24 protein-coding genes are annotated in these 23,704 nt (G+C 63.6%); 19 read left to right on the top strand and 5 right to left on the bottom strand.

Annotated features, from left to right (window positions below; translation table 11 throughout):
• Positions 1 to 104 precede the first annotated feature (104 nt).
• Together dnaK and dnaJ are read left to right on the top strand one after the other, a co-directional pair.
• A complete protein-coding gene (dnaK, locus tag WP12_RS14765) occupies positions 105 to 2,000 on the top strand; it encodes a molecular chaperone DnaK (protein WP_046194443.1) in 1,896 nt (631 codons plus the stop codon).
• Positions 2,001 to 2,075: 75 nt separating this feature from the next.
• Positions 2,076 to 3,215 carry a molecular chaperone DnaJ gene (gene dnaJ, locus WP12_RS14770; protein WP_046194444.1) on the top strand — a complete coding sequence of 380 codons (1,140 nt, stop codon included), beginning with the start codon at positions 2,076 to 2,078 and terminating at the stop codon, positions 3,213 to 3,215.
• A gap of 33 nt (positions 3,216 to 3,248) precedes the next feature.
• Here dnaJ and WP12_RS23475 read toward each other — a convergent pair whose 3' ends face one another.
• A complete protein-coding gene (locus WP12_RS23475) occupies positions 3,249 to 6,488 on the bottom strand; it encodes a DUF3857 domain-containing protein (protein WP_052730401.1) in 3,240 nt (1,079 codons plus the stop codon).
• Positions 6,489 to 6,590: 102 nt separating this feature from the next.
• Between WP12_RS23475 and WP12_RS14780 the strand changes: the two genes are divergently transcribed.
• Positions 6,591 to 7,079 carry a methylated-DNA--[protein]-cysteine S-methyltransferase gene (locus WP12_RS14780; RefSeq protein ID WP_046194445.1) on the top strand — a complete coding sequence of 163 codons (489 nt, stop codon included), beginning with the start codon at positions 6,591 to 6,593 and terminating at the stop codon, positions 7,077 to 7,079.
• Between the two features lie 100 nt (positions 7,080 to 7,179).
• Here WP12_RS14780 and WP12_RS24925 read toward each other — a convergent pair whose 3' ends face one another.
• A complete protein-coding gene (locus WP12_RS24925) occupies positions 7,180 to 8,223 on the bottom strand; it encodes a hypothetical protein (RefSeq protein WP_152664010.1) in 1,044 nt (347 codons plus the stop codon).
• A 210-nt stretch (positions 8,224 to 8,433) separates the two neighbouring features.
• Positions 8,434 to 9,831: a protein adenylyltransferase SelO family protein gene (locus WP12_RS14790; RefSeq protein WP_046194447.1), complete on the bottom strand. Its 1,398-nt coding sequence runs from the start codon at positions 9,829 to 9,831 to the stop codon at positions 8,434 to 8,436.
• Positions 9,832 to 9,868: 37 nt separating this feature from the next.
• On the opposite strand from WP12_RS14790, the gene WP12_RS14795 reads away from it, so the two are divergent.
• The 9 genes from WP12_RS14795 to WP12_RS14835 all read left to right on the top strand — a co-directional run bounded on the left by WP12_RS14795 (position 9,869) and on the right by WP12_RS14835 (position 18,778).
• A complete protein-coding gene (locus WP12_RS14795; RefSeq protein ID WP_046194448.1) occupies positions 9,869 to 10,741 on the top strand; it encodes an alpha/beta fold hydrolase in 873 nt (290 codons plus the stop codon).
• A 5-nt stretch (positions 10,742 to 10,746) separates the two neighbouring features.
• Positions 10,747 to 11,886, top strand: a complete 1,140-nt coding sequence (locus tag WP12_RS14800) for a glycosyltransferase (protein WP_046194449.1) — start codon at positions 10,747 to 10,749, stop codon at positions 11,884 to 11,886.
• A 107-nt stretch (positions 11,887 to 11,993) separates the two neighbouring features.
• Positions 11,994 to 13,397 carry an NAD(P)H-dependent flavin oxidoreductase gene (locus WP12_RS14805; RefSeq protein ID WP_046194466.1) on the top strand — a complete coding sequence of 468 codons (1,404 nt, stop codon included), beginning with the start codon at positions 11,994 to 11,996 and terminating at the stop codon, positions 13,395 to 13,397.
• Between the two features lie 170 nt (positions 13,398 to 13,567).
• Entirely contained in the window at positions 13,568 to 13,996 is a 429-nt protein-coding gene (locus tag WP12_RS23480) for a hypothetical protein (protein ID WP_052730402.1), read from the top strand.
• Between the two features lie 50 nt (positions 13,997 to 14,046).
• A complete protein-coding gene (locus WP12_RS14815; RefSeq protein WP_046194450.1) occupies positions 14,047 to 14,373 on the top strand; it encodes a hypothetical protein in 327 nt (108 codons plus the stop codon).
• 162 nt (positions 14,374 to 14,535) lie between these two features.
• Positions 14,536 to 15,234, top strand: a complete 699-nt coding sequence (locus tag WP12_RS14820) for a glutamine amidotransferase (protein WP_046194451.1) — start codon at positions 14,536 to 14,538, stop codon at positions 15,232 to 15,234.
• A gap of 62 nt (positions 15,235 to 15,296) precedes the next feature.
• Complete coding sequence (locus tag WP12_RS14825; RefSeq protein WP_046194452.1) at positions 15,297 to 15,635, top strand: STAS domain-containing protein; 339 nt, start codon at positions 15,297 to 15,299, stop codon at positions 15,633 to 15,635.
• A 27-nt stretch (positions 15,636 to 15,662) separates the two neighbouring features.
• Positions 15,663 to 16,628: an MBL fold metallo-hydrolase gene (locus WP12_RS14830; protein ID WP_046194453.1), complete on the top strand. Its 966-nt coding sequence runs from the start codon at positions 15,663 to 15,665 to the stop codon at positions 16,626 to 16,628.
• A 134-nt stretch (positions 16,629 to 16,762) separates the two neighbouring features.
• On the top strand, positions 16,763 to 18,778 hold the full coding sequence (locus WP12_RS14835) for a CHASE2 domain-containing protein (protein WP_152664011.1): 2,016 nt from the start codon (positions 16,763 to 16,765) through the stop codon (positions 18,776 to 18,778).
• Here the strand turns inward: WP12_RS14835 and WP12_RS14840 are convergent.
• Both WP12_RS14840 and WP12_RS14845 read right to left on the bottom strand, forming a co-directional pair.
• Positions 18,775 to 19,362 carry an OmpA family protein gene (locus WP12_RS14840; RefSeq protein ID WP_046194455.1) on the bottom strand — a complete coding sequence of 196 codons (588 nt, stop codon included), beginning with the start codon at positions 19,360 to 19,362 and terminating at the stop codon, positions 18,775 to 18,777. The two genes, WP12_RS14835 and WP12_RS14840, sit on opposite strands and share 4 nt — an antisense overlap.
• Complete coding sequence (locus WP12_RS14845; protein ID WP_046194468.1) at positions 19,359 to 19,790, bottom strand: FecR family protein; 432 nt, start codon at positions 19,788 to 19,790, stop codon at positions 19,359 to 19,361. The genes WP12_RS14840 and WP12_RS14845 overlap by 4 nt, the downstream gene beginning before the upstream one ends.
• Before the next feature lie 46 nt (positions 19,791 to 19,836).
• Between WP12_RS14845 and WP12_RS14850 the strand changes: the two genes are divergently transcribed.
• From WP12_RS14850 to WP12_RS24200, 7 genes are all read left to right on the top strand, one after another.
• Positions 19,837 to 20,256: an ATP-binding protein gene (locus tag WP12_RS14850; RefSeq protein WP_046194456.1), complete on the top strand. Its 420-nt coding sequence runs from the start codon at positions 19,837 to 19,839 to the stop codon at positions 20,254 to 20,256.
• A gap of 106 nt (positions 20,257 to 20,362) precedes the next feature.
• Entirely contained in the window at positions 20,363 to 21,199 is an 837-nt protein-coding gene (lgt, locus tag WP12_RS14855) for a prolipoprotein diacylglyceryl transferase (protein ID WP_046194457.1), read from the top strand.
• 61 nt (positions 21,200 to 21,260) lie between these two features.
• A complete protein-coding gene (locus tag WP12_RS14860) occupies positions 21,261 to 22,319 on the top strand; it encodes a class I SAM-dependent methyltransferase (RefSeq protein ID WP_046194458.1) in 1,059 nt (352 codons plus the stop codon).
• 125 nt (positions 22,320 to 22,444) lie between these two features.
• Positions 22,445 to 22,702 carry a hypothetical protein gene (locus tag WP12_RS14865; RefSeq protein WP_046194459.1) on the top strand — a complete coding sequence of 86 codons (258 nt, stop codon included), beginning with the start codon at positions 22,445 to 22,447 and terminating at the stop codon, positions 22,700 to 22,702.
• Positions 22,703 to 22,780: 78 nt separating this feature from the next.
• Positions 22,781 to 22,975, top strand: a complete 195-nt coding sequence (locus WP12_RS14870) for a hypothetical protein (RefSeq protein ID WP_046194460.1) — start codon at positions 22,781 to 22,783, stop codon at positions 22,973 to 22,975.
• 73 nt (positions 22,976 to 23,048) lie between these two features.
• Positions 23,049 to 23,258, top strand: a complete 210-nt coding sequence (locus tag WP12_RS14875) for a hypothetical protein (protein WP_046194461.1) — start codon at positions 23,049 to 23,051, stop codon at positions 23,256 to 23,258.
• A 285-nt stretch (positions 23,259 to 23,543) separates the two neighbouring features.
• Positions 23,544 to 23,704 (top strand): transposase (locus tag WP12_RS24200; RefSeq protein WP_152663831.1); only part of this gene is annotated, 161 nt, incomplete at its 3' end.

Raw genomic sequence — 23,704 nt, forward strand, 5'->3', positions numbered from 1 at the left:
AATCCCCACCTATATCGCCCCCATTCAATGCGATCCGCGTGATGCTCGCCTCATTATCTGGGGGCATCGAGGGGGTCGCCCTTTGGGGGTTTGAAAGGACTGGAATGGCTAAGGTTATTGGTATCGATCTGGGCACCACGAACAGCTGCGTTGCTGTGATGGAAGGCGGCAAGCCCAAGGTCATCGAAAATTCGGAAGGAGCGCGCACGACGCCTTCGATCGTCGCGTTCGCCAAGGACGGCGAGCGGCTCATCGGCCAGCCGGCGAAGCGCCAGGCGGTCACCAATCCGGACAGCACGATTTTCGCGGTGAAGCGTCTGATCGGCCGTCGGTTCGACGATCCGATCACCAAGAAGGACACCGAACTGGTTCCCTATCACATCGTGAAGGGTCCGAATGGCGACGCATGGGTGAAGGCGGGTGGCGAGGATTATTCGCCGTCGCAGATCTCGGCTTACACGCTGCAGAAGATGAAGGAGACCGCCGAGAGCTATCTGGGCGAGACCGTCACGCAGGCAGTGATCACCGTCCCCGCCTATTTCAACGACGCTCAGCGTCAGGCGACAAAGGACGCCGGCAAGATCGCCGGCCTCGAAGTGCTGCGCATCATCAACGAGCCAACGGCGGCGGCGCTGTCCTATGGGCTCGAGAAGAATGACGGCAAGACGATTGCGGTCTACGATCTCGGCGGTGGCACCTTCGACATCTCGATCCTCGAGATCGGCGACGGCGTGTTCGAGGTCAAGTCGACCAACGGCGATACCTTCCTGGGTGGCGAGGATTTCGACGCCAAGCTGGTCGAGTTCCTGGCGGCTGATTTCCAGAAGTCCGAAGGCATCGACCTGACCAAGGACCGGCTCGCGCTGCAGCGGCTCAAGGAAGCGGCCGAAAAGGCGAAGATCGAACTGTCCTCGGCGCAGACCACCGAGGTCAACCTGCCGTTCATCACCGCCGATGCGACGGGCCCGAAGCATCTCGTCAAGTCGATCAGCCGCTCGGATCTCGAGCGTCTCGTCGAACCGCTGATCCAGCGTTCGATCGAGCCGCTGAAGAAGGCGCTGGCCGACGCCGGCATGAAGGCCAGCGACCTCGACGAGGTCGTCCTGGTCGGCGGCATGACCCGCATGCCGCGCGTCCGCGAGGTCGTGAAGAACTTCTTCGGTAAGGAGCCGCATACCGGCGTTAATCCGGATGAGGTCGTCGCAATGGGCGCGGCGATCCAGGCCGGTGTGCTTCAGGGCGACGTCAAGGATGTCCTGCTGCTCGACGTGACCCCGCTGTCGCTCGGGATCGAGACGCTGGGTGGCGTGTTCACCCGGATGATCGACCGCAACACGACGATCCCGACCAAGAAGTCGCAGACCTATTCGACGGCCGACGATAACCAGAACGCCGTCACGATCCGCGTCTTCCAGGGCGAGCGCGAAATGGCGGCGGACAACAAGATGCTCGGCCAGTTCGACCTGATCGGCATTCCTCCGGCGCCGCGCGGCGTGCCGCAGATCGAGGTCACGTTCGACATCGACGCCAACGGCATCGTCAACGTCCATGCCAAGGACAAGGGCACCGGCAAGGAGCAGCAGATCAAGATCCAGGCTTCGGGCGGTCTCTCGGACGCCGACATCGATCAGATGGTCAAGGATGCCGAGCAGTTCGCCGACGAGGACAAGAAGCGTCGCGAGGCGGCCGAGGCGAAGAATAACGCCGAAAGCCTGATCCACTCGACCGAGCGCCAGCTTCAGGAGCATGGCGACAAAGTCGAGCCGGCGCTGAAGGAAGAGATCGAGGCTGCGATCACCGAAGCCAAGACGGCTGTCGAGGGTGGTGAACCAGCCACGATGACCGAAAAGGCGCAGGCGCTCGCCCAGGTCGCGATGAAGCTCGGCCAGGCGATCTACGAGCAGGAACAGGCGGCCGCCGCCTCGCCCTCGCCCGATGACGCTGCAAAGAACGACGATGTGGTCGACGCCGAATTCTCGGAAGTCGACGACAAGAAGTAAGGCTAGTAGGCGTGATGCGTTTTCCGGTCCCGTTGCTCAAAGCGGCGGGGCCGGGTAGCGTTGCGTGGGGGCGTGATGGCAACTGACATCGATTATTATGAACTGCTGGAAGTCGAGCGCACCGCCGACGACAAGGTCATCAAGTCGTCCTATCGGCGGCTGGCGATGCAGTTCCACCCCGATCGTAACCCCGGCGATCATGAAGCCGAGGCGAAGTTCAAGGCGATCAGTCAGGCCTATGACTGCCTGAAAGACCCGCAGAAGCGCGCGGCCTATGACCGCTTCGGCAAAGCCGCGTTTGAAAATGGCGGCGTCGGCGGTGGCGCGGGACAGGGCGGTGGCTTTGAAGGCTTCTCGGATATCTTCGAGAATATCTTCGGCGAATTCATGGGCGGCGGCCGCGGCGGCGGCGGGCGTTCCAGCGTGCGGCGCGGCGCCGATCTGCGCTACGATCTGGAGATCAGTTTCGAGGACGCCTATGCGGGCAAGCAGGCATCGATCACCGTCGATGTCGCCGCACAGTGCGAGACCTGTGATGGATCGGGCGCAAAGCCCGGAACTGGCACCACCAGCTGCAAGACCTGTGGCGGCCACGGCAAGGTCCGTGCGCAGCAGGGCTTCTTTGTGGTCGAGCGCGCATGTCCGGCCTGCCATGGCGCGGGCGAAGTCATTTCCGACCCCTGTGGCGATTGCCATGGCGAAGGCCGGATCGAGAAAACCAAGACGCTCGATGTCGGCATCCCGGCGGGCGTCGACGACGGCACCCGTATCCGCCTCACCGGTGAAGGCGAGGCCGGCGCGCGGGGCGGCCCGCCCGGCGATCTCTACATCTTCCTGCACCTGGCGCAGCACGAACTTTTCGAACGCGATGGCACCACCCTGTTCGCCCGTGCGCCGATCAGCTTCACCACCGCGGCGCTGGGCGGTACGATCGACGTGCCCGGCCTCGACAAGACCCGTCACGAAATCCGCATTCCAGCCGGCATCCAGTCGGGCAAGCAGATCCGCCAGCGCGGCGCAGGCATGCCGGTGCTCAATGGACGCGGCTATGGCGATCTCGTCATCCAGATCGAGGTCGAAACGCCCACGAAGCTGAGCGCCCGGCAGAAGGAACTGCTCGAGGAATTCCGGACAACCGAAACCGGCGACGAAAGTCCGCAATCGAGCGGCTTCTTCGCCCGGCTCAAGGGCATGTGGGAAGACCTGACCGACTAGCTTCGCAGAGGCGAAACCGGAAGGGGTGGGCAGCTATTTCAGCTCGGCATCCGAAAATGTCAGTCCTGCCTTTTGCGCGGTGGCGGCGATGCCAGGGTCAGCGGCAAGCGCAGCATCCCGATCGGCTTTGGCCTTTTGAGCATCGCCTTTGCGTTGCCAAGCCACCGCGCGGCCGAACAGCGATCCTGCATTATCAGGTTCGAGCGCAAGGGAGCGGCTGTAGGACTCTATGGCCTCATCGGTCTTGCCGAGTTTGAGTTTCACAAGGGCCAGGCTTTTCAGGGTCAGATAATCGTCCGGTGTTTTTGCGGATGCGACCTCGCAATCCTGCAGCGCGGTCGGCAGGTCAATGTCGGTGAGTGCGTGATTCCAGCACAGAAGATCGAAATCGGTGCTGCTTTTGGCGGTGACGCGGGCGGCGGTGAAGCTTCGTGCGGCTTCGCCCTTATGGCCAGCTTGCGATAGCAGTTCCGCGCGCAACGTCAGCAGCTGGGAATCTTGAGGCTGCTCGCGCAGCGCGATCGCCAATGTTGCCGCGCCGCCCATCGGGTCGCCTGTTCTATCCTGCAGAGCCGCCTTTTCCCTCAAAGCCTGGAGGTTGGAAGGGTCGAAGCGCAGGGCCGCTTCGATATCCTGTCGTTTGCTGGCCAGGTCGTCATCGGCCCGCATGAACATGCGGCTGACGAACATTTCGGCGCCGGGGCGTATCTCGATCGCGCGGTTGATGGCCTTCAGGGCCGCGTCCTTCCGGCCCCCCTCATTGTAGATGATGGCTGCTTGATAATGGGCGAAGCTGTTCTCGGGTGCCGCGGCGATAGCGGCCTCGGCCTCGGCAAACGCCTTGGCGTCTTCGCGCGCCTTTTGGTATATTCGGGCGCGTAGAAAATACATGTCGGCCCATCCGGGCGATAGCTTCGTTGCGGCGTGCGCGTCGCGGATCGCGGCGGCATCGTCGCCTACCAAATGATAAACCTCGGCCCGCCATCCATATGTCACATGGTCGTCCGGTTGCGTCTGAAGCACCCGAGTATAGAAGCGAATTGCCTCTGCATGACGCTTCTGCTTCTGGGCGAGATACCCGCGATTCCGGAGCACATACGGGTCTTCCGGATCCAATACGGCGGCGGCGTTGAGATCGCGGGCGGCGCCGTTGAAATCGTCATACCATGCCAGAATGAGGCCGCGTCCGGCGAGAGCTCGGACATTATTCGCATCTCGCTTCAGGGCAGTCTCGAACGCGGCGCTCGCCCCGTCGAAATCCATGTCGCCGAGCAGTTCGAATCCCCGAAGGGTGAATGCATCCATCGGCCGGCGGCCTGCGGATGCGTCTGCGGGTTCTTGCTGCGCTGTACGGGGGGCATGGCTCTCCACACTCGCCCGCAGGGCAGGATTGTGGTCCGCCAGTGCGCGCATCGTCTGCTGAGCAGAGGGCGCCTCGCTCGCGGCAAACTCGCGCGCGACACTTTTCATGCTCGTTACCGCTGTGAAACGACTGCCGGTCAGGTCGGCGGTCCGCACGAAATGAATGCCGCCGGCGATCTGATCGACCGGCTCGACATTGACCGGCTTCACGCCGGGCGGAAGCAGCAGCGTTTCGGTCGCCCGGACAAAATAGGGGAAGCGCACGCTATAAGGTGCATCGCGATTCTCACCCGGGCCACGCTCCAGACTGGCGTTCTTGAACCCGACATCGCTGTCGGTCAGCCAATAGACCCCGCCCCGCCAGTCCATCGTCGCGATGCCGTCCATCGTCAGGCGCTGCTCGCGCTTGTTGGCATCATAGGATTGCCCCGCTGTCTTCACCTGAATGAACGGGTAACGTTTGACCCAATAGTCCCGCACCCATTTGTCGCGCTGGTCGGCGGTGAGGTTGGCGACAGACTGTTGCATGCCATAGGCGTCGTCGCCGCGCAGCACGATCTCCGCCTGCACCGGCGCGGGGCTTGAGATGCCGGCGCGCGCGTCGATGCGCAGCTGGGTATCCGCCTCGGGTAAGGCAAGTTGTTCGGAGAGCATTCGGACCAGTCCGGCGTCTTGTACCAGCGGGAGCCCCCAGTCATAGTCGGGGGTGCCGAGCTGATCGAGCCGCAGGTCGCCCGTCCGGGTGCCATCGAGCCAGTAATCTTTGCCGCGGATGGTTGCACGAACGATCACGTGGTTGAAATAGCGCAGCATGGGCAGTCGTTGATCGAGTCCGTCATTGCCATAGGTGTTGACGATGACCGGGGCGGCATTGATATCCATTGCGCGCAACATCGCGACTAGCATCGCGGACTTGGCCTTGCAGTCGCCGAACCGGCGGCTCCATGTCACCGCAGGGTCGGCGGGCGCGAAGTTGCCAGTGCCCATCAGCAATGCCACATAGCGGACACGTCCCTGCACCAGCGTAAGTGCCGCCTCGGTCCGGACGACCGGATCGGACGACAGGGCCTTGATTCGATCGACTTCGGCCTGAAGCGGGCTGCCGGGACGCAGCGCGACAACCTTGTCGTACATCGGTGCGAACAACGCGGCGAGCTCAGACCAGTTGTTGAAATCGCTGAATTCGATCAGGCGCGGCCTACGGAACCGGGCCGGCGCGTGCGATGTCGTAACTGTAGGCATCAAGTCGTCCAGCGTGAACTCGACCTTCGCCATATCGCTGCTCTGCTTCGGGGTGAGGGCGGGAAGCCCCTCCGTCTGGCGAAGCCGGACTTTCACGGCGGCAGGCCACTCGGCGCTGAAATGCTTGCGCCCGACTTTCACGGAGAAGTCGGCGTCGCCGACCGCTTCGACATGCGTGCGGTAAATGGGGTCGGTAGAAACGATCGTACTCGCCAGTTCGATGATATCGCCGACCTGCAGATCCTCGGGCTGGAGCGTCGCCGTTAATGTCCCATCGAGCATCGCGCTTTCGAGATTGGCCTCGCGCCGCAGGATCGAGAAGCTCTGGCCGGATTTCAGAACGTCGATCACCCGGTCGCCACGGCGGATCGTCAGCTTGTTAATCGTCAGGGAGTGGATTTCGGGTTGCCACGACAGCGAGACATTTCCCGTGCCGAAACCCTCGGGATTCTCGATCCGCCAGACTGTCTCCTCATAGCTGCCGATACGCCCCGGCTCGAGGCGATATTGCTCGTCGGAGAGCAAATAGGAGACGCTGCCGCCGTCGGGTGTGACCGTCGCGGGCGCGACCGGACGCACCCAGGACGGCGCTGGCCCGAACAGAATCTGCTCGCCTCCATAAACTGGCGCGGCCAGAGTGGTGGCAATAGCGATTGCCCAAATTTTCATTCCGACCCCCTTTTGTTCTAAAATGTAGCAAAAGCAGATATCGTTCAAGGGCCGAATCATTCATTTCGGTGGTTGTCACTCGACGGCGGACGGAGCTGCCTCATGTTGTATTTCACGTCGATCGGATCCCCGCTCAGAGACCTCAGGCTGGTGGCGAGCGACGAGGGACTGGTGGCGATCCTGTGGCCTGATGACGATTTCCGCCGGGTGCCGTTGCAGGCAATGAGGGAAAAGCCTGCCCACCCAACTCTCGTCGAAACGGCACGGCAGCTAGGTTCTTATTTCGCCGGCCAGCTGACGAGGTTCGAGGTGCCGCTCGATTTTCGCGGCACCGATTTCCAGAAGAGCGTCTGGCGGGCCCTGCTTGCCATCCCCTTCGGAGAGACGCGTAGCTATGCGGAGATTGCGCGGGTTATCGGCAGACCCACGGCACTGCGGGCAGTGGGGGCGGCTAATGGCCGTAACCCTATTTCGATCATCGCCCCACGCCACCGCGTTTTCGGCTCGACCGGAGCGCTGACCGGCTTCGCCGGTGGGCTTGAAGCTAAGGAGTATCTGCTGCGGCTCGAGCAGCGGATCGAAGCGGCATAAAAGAAGGGCGCCGCCTTTCGCCCGCCCCACTCCCGTCGTCCAGGGAGAAGGTTGCGAAAGACGGCGCCCGCCGGTCGTTCATCAGGGCAAGGCCGAAGCCTCAACTCTGATAGGCGGGCCGGAAACTCGGCCGTGGCGGCTTCGGCGCCTTGGTCGTCACATATTCGGCATGGCGCGAGGCCGGGGCCGGGGCAGCGCTAGCCGACGGGGCATAGCCTACATTCGGCAACTCGCCCTGAGCAGCCATGCGCTCGCGCTGGTCGAAGAAGCTAGCGCGTTTCAGGCGGCGCTTGAGCGACAGCGAGGGGTTTTCCGGCGTCGGACCACGATAGGCTGCCTGGGTGTGGCGGGCGAAACGCGACAGGTCGAAACCGGTCGGGATCGCGGTGACCGGCGCATCGGCGGACACTTCTTCCGGGCGACGCGGCGACATTGGCGGTGCCGCATAGGCCGTCGGTGCGGCGGCGGCAGCGGTCATCGGCGCAGCAGCGGTCATCGGCGCGGCAGTCATTGGCACGGCGACGGGTTCAACCGGCGTCATCACGGTATCGGCTGTATAGATCACATCGTCCTTCTCTCGACGACGGCGGCCGATGGCGAACGCCCCACCCGCAAGCAGAAGCACGGCAGCGCCAGCGGCGCCGGCAATCGGCAGAATATCCGCCGTTGGATCGGTTTGTGTCGTCGTGCGCGTCGTCGCGGCAATGGGAGCGGGTTCAGGTGCGACGACCGGCGCCGCGACGGCTGCTGTCTGGGCGACGACAGGCGCAGGGGCAACTGGAGCAGCCTCAGGCGTGGCGACGGGAGCGGCCGGAGCGGTAGCTCGCGGTGTGGCGGCCGCGACGCGCGGTGTTGCCGTGGCGCGGACGGGCGCAGGAGCAGCCTGCACGCGGGCAGCGGGTTCAGCCGCCGCAGTATCAGATCCCAGATCGACCGAGACCGGAGCCGGAGCCTTGCTCACCGAAACCGGCGCAGGTGCTGCAGTCACGGCCGGCGTCGGCGTGACGACCGGGGGGGGCGTAACAAGCGCCGGAGCGGCGGGGGCCGAATCGACGGCCTGCGCCAGCAAGGGGGTGGACGACAAGGCCAGGACAGCGGCAATCGCGGTCAGGCCGGGGCGGAGCTGGGTGTTTGTGTACCTCATGCCCTATCAACCCTGCGCGAGGCATGTGGTTGCATCATGTCCCGATAAAATGAACATCTTGCGCGATGAAGTGAATATTTCAGCAGTAGCCAAGCCGATCTGGCGAGCTGGTGACTTGGCAACGGTGCGTTTATTAATCGGCCGTTAATTGAAGTGTCGTCCAGAAGACATCACGAAGCCTAATATGAATAGATATTCATCTTCGGTATATTAGGATCGCAAGGCATCGCCCATGCGGCGAATTGCTTCGACCTTTGCATCGAGTGCGCTCCAGTCGTCCCGTTGGTCTATCGCACTCCAGATCGCTTCGACCTCGTCGATCAACATCGAACAGGGTTCTGGATCGTTCCAATAAGCGTGATCGAGCGAAACATTTCCGGCATAGCCAGCGATAGCTTTCGCGAAGCTGGCGAAGCTGTCGCCGTCATAGATCGCATCGGCTGGGGACGCCGCGCGCCGCTTGCCGCCGCGCCAGTCGAAGAAGAAGCGGTCGACCCCCACCTTCGTCGCCTGCAGGGCTTCGTCCATCGCCTGGATCATGGCTAGATCGACTTCGGCGCCCTGTGGCGAGACGCCGAGCCGTGCGCACAGCGCCGCGACGACTTCCGCCTCATAATATGCCGGCCAGGCATCGACCGCGGGTGCGAGCTCGTCGGCCTCGGCCACGCTGCGCAGCGACTTGGCGAGCTGGACGACATCCCAGTGGATGGCCTGCGCCTGACGTCCAAACGCGTAGAGCCCGCTATTGTCGAAATATGCGGCGGTGAAGCTGGGCTCCCAGCTTGGCAGCCAGCGCCACGGCCCATAGTCGAAACTTTCGCCGGTGACGTTTATATTGTCGCTGTTGAGCACGCCATGGACGAAGCCAGCGGCCATATAGCTCGCCGCCAGTCGCGCGGTGCGGCGGCACACCAGATCAAGAAGCTGCCCCGCCGGCGCGTTGCCGAGGGTCTCCCCATAGAGCGCGGACAGGCTGTAGCTGATCAGCTCGCGCATCGTGTCGGGCTCGCCCAGCGCGGCGAGCCGCTGGAAGCTGCCGATCCGGATATGGCCGTGGCTCAGCCGGACCATCACCGCGCCGCGGGTGGGGGAAGGCTCGTCATTGCGCTGGAGCGCCTCGCCCGTCTCGATGATCGAGAAGGTCTTCGACGTCTCGACCCCGAGCGCCTCGAGCATCTCGGTTGCGAGGATTTCGCGCATCCCGCCCTTGAGCGTCAGCCGCCCGTCGCCAAATCGGCTGTAGGGGGTCTGGCCCGATCCTTTGGTGCCAAGGTCGAGCAGTCGGCCTGCCCCGTCGCGCAGCTGCGCGAACAGGAAGCCGCGGCCGTCGCCGATCTCAGGATTGTAATTCCGGAACTGATGGCCGTGATAGCGCAGCGCCAGCGGCTGGGGGAGGTTGTCGGGCAGCGGCTCAAATCGTCCGAAATGTGCGATCCATTGCTCGTCGCTCAACATATCGAGGCCGACCGCCTTGTCCCAGCGGCGGTTGCGGAAGCGTAGGATCGTCTTGGGGAAGACCGCGGCGCTGACCGGATCGGACAGACGACCTTGCAGCGTTTCGATCCTTGGATCGGGATGATAGACGGCGGCTTGCGGGGCGATGGTCATGCGGCGATATGGGGGTGAGGACCCCGGAGGTGCAAGCATGGCGGAATGGGAAGACGGTTATTGGTGGTCGAAGGACGGCCTGCGTCTTCATTATCGCGACTATCCGGGCTCGGCGCGCGGTAAGCAGCTTCCAATTATTTGCATACCCGGCCTGACCCGCAACGCCCGCGACTTCGGCGAGCTGGCGGATCGGTTGGCGGGCAAGCGGCGGATCATCGTCGTCGAACTGCGCGGCCGGGGCGAGAGCGAGCGCGCCAAGGATCCGATGAGCTATGTGCCGGCCACCTATCTGGAAGACCTGACCGCCTTCATCGCGCAGAAGGCGCTCGATCGCTTCATCCTGTTCGGCACGTCGCTGGGCGGCCTGCTGTCGATCCTGATCACCGCGACCCAACCCGGCAAGGTCGCGGGCGTGCTGCTCAACGATATCGGGCCCGAGATCGACGCGGCGGGCCTTAATCGCATCAAGAATTACGTCGGACGAGCCAGCAGCTTTCCGACCTGGCTCCATGCCGCGCGTGCCCTGGCGGAGCTGCACCGCGTCGCCTATCCCGATTACGGCCTCGAAAGCTGGCTGGCCATGGCCAAGCGGCTGTGCCGGCTTACCGCGGCAGGGCGTATCGTGACGGATTATGACGGCGCGATTTCCGAGCCCTTTCGCGTTCCGGGCAACGAGGCCCCGGCCGACCTATGGCCGCTGCTCGACGCGATGAAGTCGATTCCCAGCCTGTTGTTGCGCGGCGACCGTTCCGACATCCTGTCCGCCGCGACCGCCGATCGGATGGCGGCGACCCTGCCGCTGATGGACCGGGTCGAGATCGCGCGGGTCGGCCATGCGCCGACGCTGTTCGAGCCCGAGAGCGAGGCGGCGATCGACCGATTGCTCGCGCGCATCGCAAAGGCGGGCTGAGCCGCATGCCCCGTCCCGCGCGCATCCTCCACTGCCACTCGACCTTCATGCTGGGTGGCAAGGAAGCGCGGGCGGTGCGACTGATGAACGCCTTCGGCGCCGAGGCCGAGCATGTCGTGTTGAGCGCGATGCCCGGCGCATTCAGCGCGCGCGATGCGATCGATCCAGGCATCAAGGTGGCATTCCCGGATGATGCGCCGCCGCTGCAGGGCAAGCCGGGGCTTCGCCGCTATGACGATCTCGCCGACTATATGGACGATTTCGATCTGGTCCTGAGCTATAATTGGGGGTCGATGGATATCGTCGGGGCACGGCGGCTGTTCGGCGCGGTGCGCCGCCTCCCGCCGCTGATCCATCATGAAGACGGGTTCAACGAGGACGAAGCCGTACGGCAGAAGCCCGCGCGAGTCTGGTACCGCCGGCTGATGCTGCCGACCGCGACGAAGCTGGTCGTGCCTTCGCTGCGGCTGGAGGCGATCGCCCGCGACGTGTGGAAACAGCCGCCGCGGCGGATCGAGCGCATTCCAAACGGCATAGGCCTGCCCGATCAGGCCGGGATCGATAACCCGCTACCGATACCCGGCATCGATCCCGGCGGAGGGCTGATCGTCGGAACCGTGGCTGGCCTGCGCCCGGTCAAGAATTTGCGGCGGCTCGTACGGGTCTTCGCGCAGGGCGCTCCATCCGACGCCAGGCTCGTGATCCTGGGCGAAGGGCCCGAGCGGGCGGCGATCCTAGCCGAAGCAGAGGGGCTGGGGATCGGCGGGCGCGTTATCCTGCCCGGTTTCGTCCGGGATCCGGTGCGTTGCATGGCGAGCTTCGACATATTCGCGCTGTCTTCAGACAGCGAGCAGTTCCCGATCTCGCTCGTGGAGGCGATGGCTTGCGGTCTGCCGGGGCTCATGACCGATGTCGGCGATATCGCCGCGATGGCGTCTCCGGAGAATCGACCGTTCATTCAGCCGTCGTCTGACGAGGCGGCGCTGGCCGCCGGGCTCGCGCGGCTGGCGGCCGATCCTGTGCTACGACGCGCGATAGGCGCGGCAAATCGCGCGGTCGCGCTCCGGGATTTTGCGGAGCAGGGGATGATTGCGCGCTATCATAACCTATATTGGTCTGCGATGGCGGATCGCCTGAGACGGTAACATACGTCTTATTGGTTCGGGCGCAGCGAATTTGCGCGCAATTTGCGGCGCATCGCCTTATAGGGCGCGGATTCTGCGGCATTGATCGCACGTGTTTGGAGGTCTCGTTGTTCAAGGGTGTGCGGCCTATCCTCTATGGTGGGCGCGAAGTCTGGCCCCTGATCGAAGGCGGCAAGGGCGTTTCGGCCACTAATCATGCAAGCTCCGGCGCCTGGGCGGCGGCGGGCGGCATCGGCACTGTCTCGGCCGTCAACGCCGACAGCTACGACCCCGACGGCAAGATCATCCCGCAGGTCTACAGCGCCCTCACGCGCCGCGAACGGCACGAGGAGCTGATCGCCTATGCGATCGATGGCGCGGTCGAACAGGTCAAGCGCGCCTTTGAGATCGCCGGCGGGCGCGGCGCGATCAACATCAACGTGCTGTGGGAAATGGGCGGCGCCCAGCGCATCCTGCACGGCGTGCTGGAACGGACCCGCGGCATGGTCGCGGGCGTCACCTGCGGCGCGGGCATGCCCTACAAGCTCAGCGAAATCGCGGCGTCCTATGGCGTCAGCTATCTGCCGATCGTTTCGTCGGGCCGCGCCTTCAGCGCGCTGTGGAAGCGCGCCTATTCGAAGGCTGCCGAATGGCTGGCCGGCGTGGTTTACGAGGATCCCTGGCTGGCGGGCGGGCATAACGGGCTGTCGAATGCCGAGGATCCAAAGGTTCCTCAGGATCCCTATCCGCGCGTCAAGGCGCTGCGCGATACGATGCGTAGCGGCGGCATCTCCGACGATGTGCCGATCATCATGGCCGGCGGCGTGTGGTATCTGCGCGACTGGAACGACTGGATCGACAATCCAGAGCTTGGCCAGATCGTCTTCCAGTTCGGCACGCGTCCGCTGCTGACCCAGGAAAGCCCGATCCCGCAGCAGTGGAAGAATCATCTGACCACGCTCGAACCCGGCGACATCCTGCTCCACCGCTTCTCGCCGACCGGCTTCTATTCCTCGGCGGTCCGCAATCCCTTCCTGCGCAATCTGGAAGCCCGTTCGGAACGTCAGGTCGCCTTCTCGATGGAAGCGGCGGGCGATCACCAATATCAGCTCGACGTCGGGGTCAAGGGTAAGAATTTCTGGGTGACTCTCGGCGATCTTCACCGCGCCCGCGAATGGTATGGCCTGGGCTATACCAACGCGCTCAAGACGCCCGACAACACGCTGGTCTTCGTCACCACCGACGAGATGAAGGTGATCCGCAAGGACCAAGCCGATTGCATGGGCTGCCTCAGCCAGTGCGCCTTCTCGTCCTGGGCGGATACCGAAGGCAACTCCACCGGCCGCCTTGCCGACCCGCGCAGCTTCTGTATCCAGAAGACGCTGCAGGACATTGCCCATGATGGCCCGATCGACGAGAATCTGATGTTCGCCGGCCATGCCGCCTACAAGTTCAAGCAGGATCCCTTCTATTCGAACGGTTTCGTGCCGACGGTGAAGCAGCTGGTTGATCGGATTCTAACGGGCGACTGAGCTCTATTCAGTCCATCGCGGTCAGTCCAACGAAGCTGAATCTTCTTTCTTATCGCAGCTCACTCTGCGCGGGTGCTGTTGCGCAATGGTCTGGCGACGGTGCGGACGCGCTTGTAATGTAGGACTTTATTCGTTCCCTTTATGTTCTATTGATGAGCATGGAGATTCGAATGGTTAAGGATCCGAACTACGACCGCTATGCAGGTATCGTCTCGCTTCCCGGCTCGGACGGTAAGACGCCCCGGCCGTTCAGGGTCGATGAGGACGGCAACGTCGTCTATCAGGATGGCGCGTACGGGATCGACCGAATCTTGAATGCGGCCAAGCGCAATTCTGCGGGCATCCTCAGCTGGGATGAACTCGACCGCAGGGCAGAAGCGAGTTCGGCGCCATCCGTCATGCCTGCGATGTTCGTGAACTTGTCGGATGAGGCAGAATCTAAAAACTGGGAAGTGAGAGATCGTGAAGGCCGCATCATCAACCGGCCTCGTAAACCTCAAACAGATAGCGGCAGCGGCAGGCGCAGTGGTAGCGGCAGCGGGAAAGGCGGCGGCAAACCTGTGCCGAAGAGCCCGCCAAAGCCGAAGGGTAATGGCTGAATGGATCTGTCGAGCTAAGGTGAGTATCCTCGCATGGAAGGCGGTGGAACATGATTGCAGGCTTTGCGCTCTTAATGACCGCTGGCGTTGCCCAGCCCGAAGCGATCTGCCCTATCTATAGGGGGCGATATATTTTGGGATTTGAAACAAGCTATCTCGTCCCATCGCATGGTCAATATAAGAGACAGAAAATTTGGATAGAGAGTTCGAACGAGCTCGCAAAATATTTTGAGGCTATGCCGAATAGGCACAGCGTCTGGAAACGCGCGGACGTTAGGATCAAAGGCTGCGTGAAAGCCGGACGCTTTGGACCTTTAGGTGCCTATAAGTTCTCGATTGGTGCGATCGACGTCATTGGCTTTGCAGAGAAGTCGTAGCATGAGCTGATGGCGAAGAACGCATCGGTTGAGATGTGAGCGCTTGCGATCCCCGCGCACTCTCTCCGCTGCAGATGTCTACCATCGGCGTAGAGATATCCTTTCGGCTGGCCAAGAAGCGCTGTCGTTGGAATCCCCGTTCGCCGCGCTAGTGTCGCCATCATGAAGACCGCACTCGTCATCCGCCACACACCCTATGAGGGGATTGCGGGCTTCCGCGCGCCCGTCGAGGCGGCGGGCTATGAGATCGATCGGATCGACGTGACCGATCCGGCCTTTCCCGATGTCGATTTCGATGCGCCCGATCTGGTCGTGATGATGGGCGGGCCGATGGGGGTCTATGAGACAGATCGCCATCCGTGGCTCGCCTGCGAGATCGTGCGGCTTGCGCGGCGGATCATGCTCGACCGGCCGACGATCGGCGTGTGCCTGGGCAGTCAGGTGATCGCCGCCGCGATGGGCGCGCGCGTTTATCCGGGGCCGGTCAAGGAGGTCGGCTATGCACCCGTCACGATCACCGATGCGGGGCAGGGGTCGCCGCTGCGCCATATCGAGGATGTGCCGGTGCTGCACTGGCATGGCGATACCTTCGATCTGCCGCCGGGCGCCGAACTGCTCGCTTCGACCGGCCATTATGCGCACCAGGCGTTCCGGCGCGGCAACAATATCCTCGCGCTGCAATGCCATCCGGAAATGGGCGAGGACCCTCGTTTCGAGGCTTGGCTGAAGGACGAGCCCTATATCACGGCGGCGGGCACCAGCGTGGCCGATCTGCGCGCGCAGAACGACAATCACGGCAGCACCGCCGTCGCGGCGGGCCGCCGGTTGATGGCCGACTGGCTCGATCGCCTCGATCTCTAATTGGCGCATTCCCTGCGGCCGCAAACAGGGTTAGCATGGCCGCGACAAGGGGGAGTGTCCGCATGGATTGGACGGAAGACGCGCGTGACGGGGCGATCATCGCGGCGCCGAATGGCAAGATTGACGAGAGCAGCGCGCAGGATTTCGGCACGAAGCTGGAAGCGGCGGTCGAGCGCGCGGCCGAGGCCGCCGCGAAGCTTGTCGTCGACTGTTCGGGCATCTCCTATATGTCGTCACGCGGCTTGCGCGCGCTGACGCTCGCCAAGCGCAAGGCCGACGGCGCGGGCGTGAAGATCATGCTCGCCGCGCCTAACGGCATCGTCCGCGAAATTCTGGCGATCAGCCGTTACGACAAGCTGTTCGGCGTGACCGATACGGTAGAGGGCGCGCTGGCGGCCTGATCGCAGTAATTCCGGGGGGGACATCGCATGCTGGTCAGATTTTGGGGAACGCGCGGATCGCTAGCGGTCGCGCAAACCGCCCGATCGATCAAGGGCAAGATCGCGCGAGCATTGGTCGCGGCCGGCGGGCGCAGCTTCGCCGACGAGGATGCGGCATCGGCCTTCGTCGATGGCGAACTCGATTTCGCCACCGGCGGCACCTATGGCGGGGCGACGACCTGCGTCGAGATCGAAGCCGATGGCGACGGCTCCTTCATCCTCTGCGACTTCGGTACCGGCTCGCGCGAGTTCGGGATCAACGCCTTCGGCCGCATGGCGCAGGGCCACAAGCGCGTCTACAACGTGTTCATGTCCCATCTTCATTGGGACCATATCGGCGGCTTTCCCTTCTTCGGCCCCGCTTTCGACCCCAATTCACACATCATCATCCATTCGGGGCATGCCGACGCCGAAACCGCCTTCCGCCGGCAACAGGAAGAGATCAGCTTTCCGGTTGCCTTCGACTGGCTGCGCGCGAAGATCGAGTTCGTCACGCTGACGCCGGGCGAGACCTATCGGATCGGCGGCGTGAACGTGGAGGTGATGGAGCAGCAGCACAGCCACATAAGCTATGGCTACCGCTTTACCGACGATGCGGGAAAGACCGCGATCTTCTCGACCGACAGCGAACACAAGATCGAGAGCATGGAAGGTGAGGCCGATGTCGCGGCCTTCTTCCGCGATGCCGATCTGGTCATCTGCGACACGATGTATTCGCTCGCCGATGCGGTCTCGATGAAGGAGGATTGGGGACACAGCTCGAACATCGTCGCGATCGACATCTGCCATGAGGCGGGGGCGAAGCGGCTGGCGCTGTTCCACCATGAGCCCGTCTACAGCGATGACGATATCCAGCGGATGCACAAGGAAAGCATCCGCTATGAGGAACTGACCCGCCGCGAGCAGCCGCTCGAGGTGCTGTGCGCCTATGACGGTCTAGAGGTGAGGTTGTAATGACGCCTCTCATTCCTCCCCGGGACGGGGAGGGGGACCATGCGCAGCATGGTGGAGGGGGGCGGCCGCACACGCGGCGCTGGCGGCTATCCCCCTCCACCGCTTCGCGGTCCTCCTCCCCGTCCCGGGGAGGATTGAGAGGCATCTGGCTCCCCGGTCTGGCCGCTTTGCTGCTCGCCGCCCTGCTCAGCGTCTGGGCCGGGGAGGCGATGCGCCGCCCGCTGTTCGACCTGTGGCAGCGCGCCGCGCCGCGCGACCTGAGCGGCACGAAGGTTCATGTCGTCCTGATCGATGCCGAGGGGCTGGCGGCAGTCGGCCCTTGGCCGTGGCCGCGCTATCATATGGCGCGGCTGACGGAGGAGATCGCGGCGCGCCGCCCTAAGGCGATCGGTTTCGACATGCTCTTCCCAGAGCCCGACCGCGTCCGCCCGGATATCTTCGCCGCGCTCTACCCCGAACTGACCCCCGCCGCCGCCGCCGAAGTCCACGCGCTGCCGCCGATGGATCGCTTATGGGGGCAGGTGATCGGCCGCGCGCCGGTGGTGCTCGGGCGGGCAGGGGTGTCGGCCGACGGTGGCGATCCCGCAATGTTGTTCGTCGATGCCGAGATCAAGGGCGTACTGCCCCCGGCCATTCCCGCCGAACCCGGCGTCATCGCGAATATTCCCGAACTCGAACAGGCGGCGCTCGGCCATGGCCTGCTCAATGGCCGCCCCGACAGCGACGGCACGGTAAGGCGTGTGCCGACGCTGATGAAGATCGGCGCACGGCCGATGCCCAGCCTGTCGCTCGAACTTGCCCGGATCGGGCTCGATGAAGCGGCCATCACCTCGACCCCAGCGCGCGTCGGCGTCGGGAAGCAGGCGATCCCTGTCGACGGCGAAGGCCGGATGCTGCTCCATTTCGGGCATTTCCCACCCGCTGCGATCAGTTCGGCCGCCGATGTGTTGCGGCAGGGTTTTCCGGCTGACGCCTTCGCCGGTCAGATCGTCCTGGTCGGCCTTGCCGCCGAGGGCACTGCCGATATCGTCGCGACGCCACTCGCCGCCGAATATTATGGGCCGCTTGTTCAGGCGCAGGCGGTCGATGCGATTTTGCGCGGGGGCTGGCTCGAACGCCCGCGCTGGGCAGCGCCTGCCGAATGGGCCGCCGGTTTGTTGCTGGCGCTGCTCGTCCTCCTGCTCGCACCGGGCCGGCGTCGGCAACCGCTGCTCGTTCCGGCCGGATTGGCATTGGCGATGCCGGTCGCCGCATGGTTCGGCTTCACGGGCCTGTCCTGGCTGATCGATCCGCTGCGTCCGCTGCTGCTCGGCGGCGCGACCGCGGCGGGGGTCGCGGGCGGGATGTTCGTCGAGGCGCGGCGCGAGCGTGAACGGCTGCGCGAAACCTTGGTGCGTGAGCGGATCGTCGCAGCGGCGACCGAGGGGGAGCTACAGGCGGCGCGGACGATCCAGCTCGGCATGCTGCCGCCGCGCGACGATCTCGCCCGCATCGACCCGCGTGTCGATATCGACGCCCTGCTCGAACCCGCGAAGTCGATCGGCGGCGATCTTTACGACGTGATCCGCCTCGACGCCGATCGGATCGCCTTTCTGGTCGGCGATGTCACCGGCAAGGGCGTTCCCGCCGCCTTGTTCATGGCGCTGTCCAAGGCGCTGGCGAAGAGCGTGGTGCTGCGCGGCGTGCCGAGCCTCGCCGACGCCGCCTTTATCCTCAATGAGGAGCTGACGCGCGACAATAGTGAGTCGATGAACGTGACGATGCTGGTCGGCGTCATGGATTTGTCGACGGGCGAACTGATGCTGATGAGCGCTGGTCATGAGGACCCGCTGCATGTTCGCACCGATGGCAGCATCGCGGTGCACAAGCTCGATGGCGGCCCGCCTTTCTGCATCGTCGACTTCCCCTATCCGGACGAGCCGATGAAGCTCGCCCCCGGCGAAACGCTGGTGCTGATCTCGGATGGGGTTAGCGAAGCGCTGAACGCGTCGGATGCGCTCTTCGGGCATGAGCGGCTAATGGCCGCGCTGAAGGGGCGGACGACAGCGACCGCAATGATCGAATCGATCCGTGATGCGGTGCGCATTTTCGAGAACGGGACCGACCCGACCGACGATCTGACGGTGATGGCGGTTCGCTACCTCGGCTAGCGGACAGTCACCACGACGCGCCGGTTCGCCTGATTGGCGACGCCGTCGCCGGTCTGCTCGCGCAATTCGCGCTCGCCGCGACCCACCGCGCTCATCATCGCTTTCTCGATGCCCTGTTCGGCGAGCGTCGCCAGCACTTCCTCGGCGCGGCGTTGCGATAGCCGGTCATTGTCGTCATCGCCGCCAACCGTATCGGTATAGCCCGTCACCTGCACTTCCGCGCCCGGGCGGGCCGCGATCTCGGTCTTGAGATAGTCCAGGCCGGACAGCGAATCCGGGGTGAGCTGGGTGGTGCCCTCCCTAAAGTACAAAGTTAGGCGCACCGCAGGAGGCGGTAGCGCCTGGAGCAGCGCGAGCTGCCGGGCATTGAGCTTCGCCGGGTCTATCGCCTTGGTACGCGGAGGACCGGAAAGGTTGGTGCGGCTGTTGAGCTCGCTGACCACCACCTCGACCGGCTTGCCATTCTCCTCGATCACGGCGACCGCGCCCTGCCTGCCTTCCTCGCTGGGCAACAGAGTCAGCGACGGGGTCGCACAGCTGGTGAGCAGGGCCAGCGCCAACGGCGGGAGCAGGCGAGGGCTCATTGCGGCACATCGACGATGAAGCGCGTGCCGCGTACGCCGAGCAGCGATGTCGGGGTGCGAACCTTCATGGCATCCTGCTTCGACTTGGCGATCTGTCCCGAGACGACAGCGAGCGAGCCGCGATTGACCTTCGTCACGAAATTGCCGGTCTGGGTGGTGCGGTTATAATCGAACTGGTCGACCGAGACGCGGCTGTTTGGGCCGACGGAGAAGCGCGTATCGTCGATGAAGGACAGGCTCATCTGGCCGTCTTTACCAGTGACCAGCGTATCGCCGGGCTGAAGCTGGAAGCCAGGCGCCGGCGATAGCTTCGCCGCGCCCCGCTCAACGGTGGCCGTGCCCATGGCGCGCTTGACCCGGCCGATCTCGGCCGCCGCCGGCATGGCCATCACTGCCAGGCCCATTGCCGTTAAAAACGCCTTATGCATGATTCTCGCCATCCCCATGACCAGTAGATCATGACATAGCGCAATTATGGTCTCCCGCGACTCCAAATCGCTCTCGGTAACAATCCGTTGCAATGGCGCGGATGCGGTGGGCGTGACGGTCGCCGCAGCGCAGGCGTTCGGGCTGGATCGGGCGCTCGATATCGATCGCGCCGCGCGGCTCGCGATCATCGTCGAGGAACTGGTGTTCAACCTCGCCGATCATGGCGGGCTGGATGCGCAGGGCGAGGTCGAACTGGTGCTCACCCATGAGGGCCCTGCCATCGCGATATTGTTGAGCGACAACGGAGCGGCATTCGATCCGCGCGGCGCGCCATCGGAAGAAGCGATCCCGGAGCGCGGCGGCGGCGCGGGTCTCGATCTTGTCCGCGCCTGGGCCGAGATACTGGATTACCGCTCGGATGGGGGATGGAACAGGCTTGGCCTGCGGATGCCTCTGACGGCGTGAGCGCCATTTCGATAGGGGCCTGGCCTCGCTCGGCCCGACGGTGATCGTGCCGCCTTCCGCTCCGCCAATTCGCTCGCTATGGCAGGCGCAGTCCTGTTTCCGGGGAATGCCCTTGTACCTGCCCGTCCTGGCCAATGCGGCCTCAGCGCTACATTTCGACGATCTCCACCTCGATCCGATCGCGCTCGATATCGGCTTCTTCCAGATTCACTGGTATTCGCTTGCCTATATCGTGGGCATCCTGCTCGGCTGGTATTATCTGATCAAGCTGATTGCTCAGCCCAACGCACCTATGGCCCGGCGGCATGCCGACGATTTCGTCTTCTACGCGACGATCGGCATCCTCGTCGGTGGGCGGCTCGCCTATGTCTTCTTTTACCAGCCCGACATCCTTCAGAACCCGGTCGACATCCTGAAGCTATGGCAGGGCGGCATGTCCTTCCATGGCGGCGCGCTCGGGGTCTCGCTCGGGATTGTCTACATGGCGCGCAAGAACGGCCTCAGCTGGCTGCGCATTCATGATTATATCGCCTGCTGCGCTCCCTTCGGCCTCTTCTTCGGGCGAATCGCCAACTTCGTGAATGGTGAGCTATGGGGCCGGCCAACCGACGTACCCTGGGCGATCATCTTCCCCAGCGCGCCCGGCGGCGATCCGCGCCACCCCAGCCAGCTGTACGAGGCCGGGCTCGAAGGGCTGTTGCTTGGGCTCGTCCTAGCCTTCTTCTTCTGGCGGACCAATGCGCGCAACCAGCCGGGCAAGCTCGTCGGGATATTCCTGCTCGGCTATGGGCTCAGCCGCTTCTTCGTCGAGTATTTCCGTGAGCCCGACCTTCAGCTCGGCACGCTGAGCTGGGGATTGACGATGGGGCAGACGCTGACCGTGCCGATGATCGTCGGCGGCGCCTTTCTGATCGCGACCGCGAAGCGCCGCGCGACTGCGTAATGCTTTCCTAACCAAATAAGGCTATGCCTCGCTTCGATTTTTAGTCGTTGAATCGAGACATATGCAGACACCCGCGGACCTGGCCGAAGCGCTGATCCGAAGGATAGAGGAGAGGGGCCCGATCCCCGTCGCCGACTATATGGAGGCGGCGAACGGCTGCTATTACGCCTCGCACGATCCGTTCGGGGTGAAGGGCGACTTCATCACCTCTCCCGAGATCAGTCAGATGTTTGGCGAGATGATCGGCATCTGGTGCGCCGACCTGTGGACGCGATCGCGTGCCAGGACGGTCCATTACGTCGAGCTCGGACCGGGGCGTGGGACGCTCGCTGCCGATGCGATCCGCACGATGGCGGCGCTCGGCCATCATCCGCAGGTCCATTTCGTCGAGACCAGCCCGGTGCTGCGCAAATTGCAGAAGGAACGGCTGCCCGACGCCATCTGGCATGACGGGATCGAAACGCTGCCGACCGACGCTCCATTGATCATCGTCGCCAATGAATTCTTCGATGCGTTGCCCTACCGCCAATATATCAAGACCTATAGCGGGTGGCGCGAGCGTGCGGTGGGCTATGGCGACGAGGGTTTCGCGCCGGTCCCGGGTCCGTCACCTGCCGAGGATAGGGTGCCCGAGCATCTCCACGACGCGGTCGCCGGCAGCATCTACGAGACATCGCCGGCCGGTCTGGCGATCGGCAATGCGCTGGCGCGGCGGATAACGCGGCAGGGCGGGGCGCTCCTCGCGATCGATTACGGCCACGAGAATTATGATGCAGGCGACACGCTGCAGGCGCTTAACGCCCATGCCTATGCCGATGTCTTCAGCAATCCGGGCGCGAACGACCTGACCGCGCACGTCGATTTCACCGCGTTGGGCCAGGCGGGCCATCTCGGCGGCGCGCGGATCGAGGGGCCGGTGTCGCAGAGCTATTTCCTCGGAACGATGGGAATCGCCGCGCGCGCCGCCGCGCTTGGCCGTCATCATCCGGACCGCGGTGATGAGATCGGCGCGGCCTATCACCGTCTCACCGATGAGGAGGAAATGGGCACATTGTTTCGCGCGATGGCCATGCTGAGCCCGAAATGGCCCAAGGCGGCCGGCTTCGAAGTGACAGTTTAATGGCTATTGCACTGCAATAAGCTTGAGATTTTGACGATAGTTGCTAGGAGAGCGGCCATAGCCTTTGGCGAGCTCGCGGCGTTCCGCAGGATAGCCCGGTGCCTAGCCTGCGACAGGACTACCAAATGACCGAAGCCACGATCCTTATCGATGCCGACAGCGCGACTGTCGAAAAACGTAATATCGCCTTCAGCGCGATCGTGGACGACGATACGCTGAAGTTCAACCTCAGCATCGCCGATTTTCAGCAATTCGGCGTTGAGAATGCCAAGGCTGATCCGGTCGGCTCGGTCGCGGCGATCTCGCGCAATCTCGAAGACCTGATCCAGATCAAGGCGCGCAAGAACGAGCTCCTGCCCACCACGAAGCTCGCGCCGCTTTAAGATAATAATCGCCGCGATTTCGGGACGGCAGATGGGTCGCCCGCTTCGCTATCGCTCCAATAATCCCGAGGGGAGTATATGACGAATATCGAACTCTACCGGGCCAATGCCGCAGCACAACGGCTTGCCGCCCAGAACACGAATCTGCCGAACCGCCGCGCTATGCATGAGCGCTCGGCTGAAAGCTGGGAAGCGATGGCCGAAAGCGCCGCCGATACAATCGCGCGCGCCAGCGTCAACGAAGCTGCCAAGGCCGCCGGCGCGCCGCGCTGAGGCCCATCCCCTATTTTGCGCGGCATGGAGGCAGCGGTCTGCCGGCCGCTGCCGTACCTTTTGGAGAACACCGATGTCCCGCATTCCCGTGAAGCCTTTCCTCATCACCAAGGACGAGAATGGCATGTTCCGTCTCACCGTCCGGGTGACGCGCTACAATATGTATAACTATCCGCTCGTCACCGCGACGATGCAGGACGAGACGTTCAAGACGATGGCCGCCGCCCGCGCCTTCGCCCGCGAGCAGTTCAACGCCGAAGCCGGCCAATACGCCACCAAATGACGCGCGGACAGGCGACGATCCGCTAAAGGATCGCCGCCGCTGCCTTAGAAGTCGCCTTAGCCGATGCTGAGCGTGCCATTCATGCGGATCGGCGGCGCCATGTTGAAGCAGTCAGGCGACGAGGCCATCACGCTGCGGTGGATGTCGGCGAACTGTTCGGGGCGCCGTCGCCCGCGATGCGCACGACATAATCGATCGATTCATATCCCGGCGGCACCGTACGCGGTCTAGGGGTTGTGGGGATTTAGGATTCACATTTTTGGGGAGATGTGATTCACACTTTGGATGGAACGCTTCGTACTGACCGACGCCCAGTGGGCAAAGATGGAACCGCATTGTCTGGGTAAGCCGACCGACCCGGGACGAAGCGGGAGGAACAACCGTCTATTTTTGGAGGCAGTGCTATGGATTGTCCGGACGGGCAGTCCATGGCGTGATCTGCCGAC

It is taken from the genome of Sphingomonas sp. SRS2 (assembly GCF_000971055.1).
Classification (GTDB): domain Bacteria; phylum Pseudomonadota; class Alphaproteobacteria; order Sphingomonadales; family Sphingomonadaceae; genus Rhizorhabdus.

Excerpts from the sequence above, each read along its gene's own strand:
- dnaK (WP_046194443.1), top strand. The coding sequence starts at position 105 with ATGGCTAAGGTTATTGGTATCGATCTGGGCACCACGAACAGCTGCGTT.
- dnaJ (WP_046194444.1), top strand. The coding sequence starts at position 2,076 with ATGGCAACTGACATCGATTATTATGAACTGCTGGAAGTCGAGCGCACC.
- WP12_RS23475 (WP_052730401.1), bottom strand. The coding sequence starts at position 6,488 with ATGAAAATTTGGGCAATCGCTATTGCCACCACTCTGGCCGCGCCAGTT.
- WP12_RS14780 (WP_046194445.1), top strand. The coding sequence starts at position 6,591 with ATGTTGTATTTCACGTCGATCGGATCCCCGCTCAGAGACCTCAGGCTG.
- WP12_RS24925 (WP_152664010.1), bottom strand. The coding sequence starts at position 8,223 with ATGAGGTACACAAACACCCAGCTCCGCCCCGGCCTGACCGCGATTGCC.
- WP12_RS14790 (WP_046194447.1), bottom strand. The coding sequence starts at position 9,831 with ATGACCATCGCCCCGCAAGCCGCCGTCTATCATCCCGATCCAAGGATC.
- WP12_RS14795 (WP_046194448.1), top strand. The coding sequence starts at position 9,869 with ATGGCGGAATGGGAAGACGGTTATTGGTGGTCGAAGGACGGCCTGCGT.
- WP12_RS14800 (WP_046194449.1), top strand. The coding sequence starts at position 10,747 with ATGCCCCGTCCCGCGCGCATCCTCCACTGCCACTCGACCTTCATGCTG.
- WP12_RS23480 (WP_052730402.1), top strand. The coding sequence starts at position 13,568 with ATGGTTAAGGATCCGAACTACGACCGCTATGCAGGTATCGTCTCGCTT.
- WP12_RS14815 (WP_046194450.1), top strand. The coding sequence starts at position 14,047 with ATGATTGCAGGCTTTGCGCTCTTAATGACCGCTGGCGTTGCCCAGCCC.
- WP12_RS14820 (WP_046194451.1), top strand. The coding sequence starts at position 14,536 with ATGAAGACCGCACTCGTCATCCGCCACACACCCTATGAGGGGATTGCG.
- WP12_RS14825 (WP_046194452.1), top strand. The coding sequence starts at position 15,297 with ATGGATTGGACGGAAGACGCGCGTGACGGGGCGATCATCGCGGCGCCG.
- WP12_RS14830 (WP_046194453.1), top strand. The coding sequence starts at position 15,663 with ATGCTGGTCAGATTTTGGGGAACGCGCGGATCGCTAGCGGTCGCGCAA.
- WP12_RS14840 (WP_046194455.1), bottom strand. The coding sequence starts at position 19,362 with ATGAGCCCTCGCCTGCTCCCGCCGTTGGCGCTGGCCCTGCTCACCAGC.
- WP12_RS14845 (WP_046194468.1), bottom strand. The coding sequence starts at position 19,790 with ATGCATAAGGCGTTTTTAACGGCAATGGGCCTGGCAGTGATGGCCATG.
- WP12_RS14850 (WP_046194456.1), top strand. The coding sequence starts at position 19,837 with ATGGTCTCCCGCGACTCCAAATCGCTCTCGGTAACAATCCGTTGCAAT.
- lgt (WP_046194457.1), top strand. The coding sequence starts at position 20,363 with ATGCCCTTGTACCTGCCCGTCCTGGCCAATGCGGCCTCAGCGCTACAT.
- WP12_RS14860 (WP_046194458.1), top strand. The coding sequence starts at position 21,261 with ATGCAGACACCCGCGGACCTGGCCGAAGCGCTGATCCGAAGGATAGAG.
- WP12_RS14865 (WP_046194459.1), top strand. The coding sequence starts at position 22,445 with ATGACCGAAGCCACGATCCTTATCGATGCCGACAGCGCGACTGTCGAA.
- WP12_RS14870 (WP_046194460.1), top strand. The coding sequence starts at position 22,781 with ATGACGAATATCGAACTCTACCGGGCCAATGCCGCAGCACAACGGCTT.
- WP12_RS14875 (WP_046194461.1), top strand. The coding sequence starts at position 23,049 with ATGTCCCGCATTCCCGTGAAGCCTTTCCTCATCACCAAGGACGAGAAT.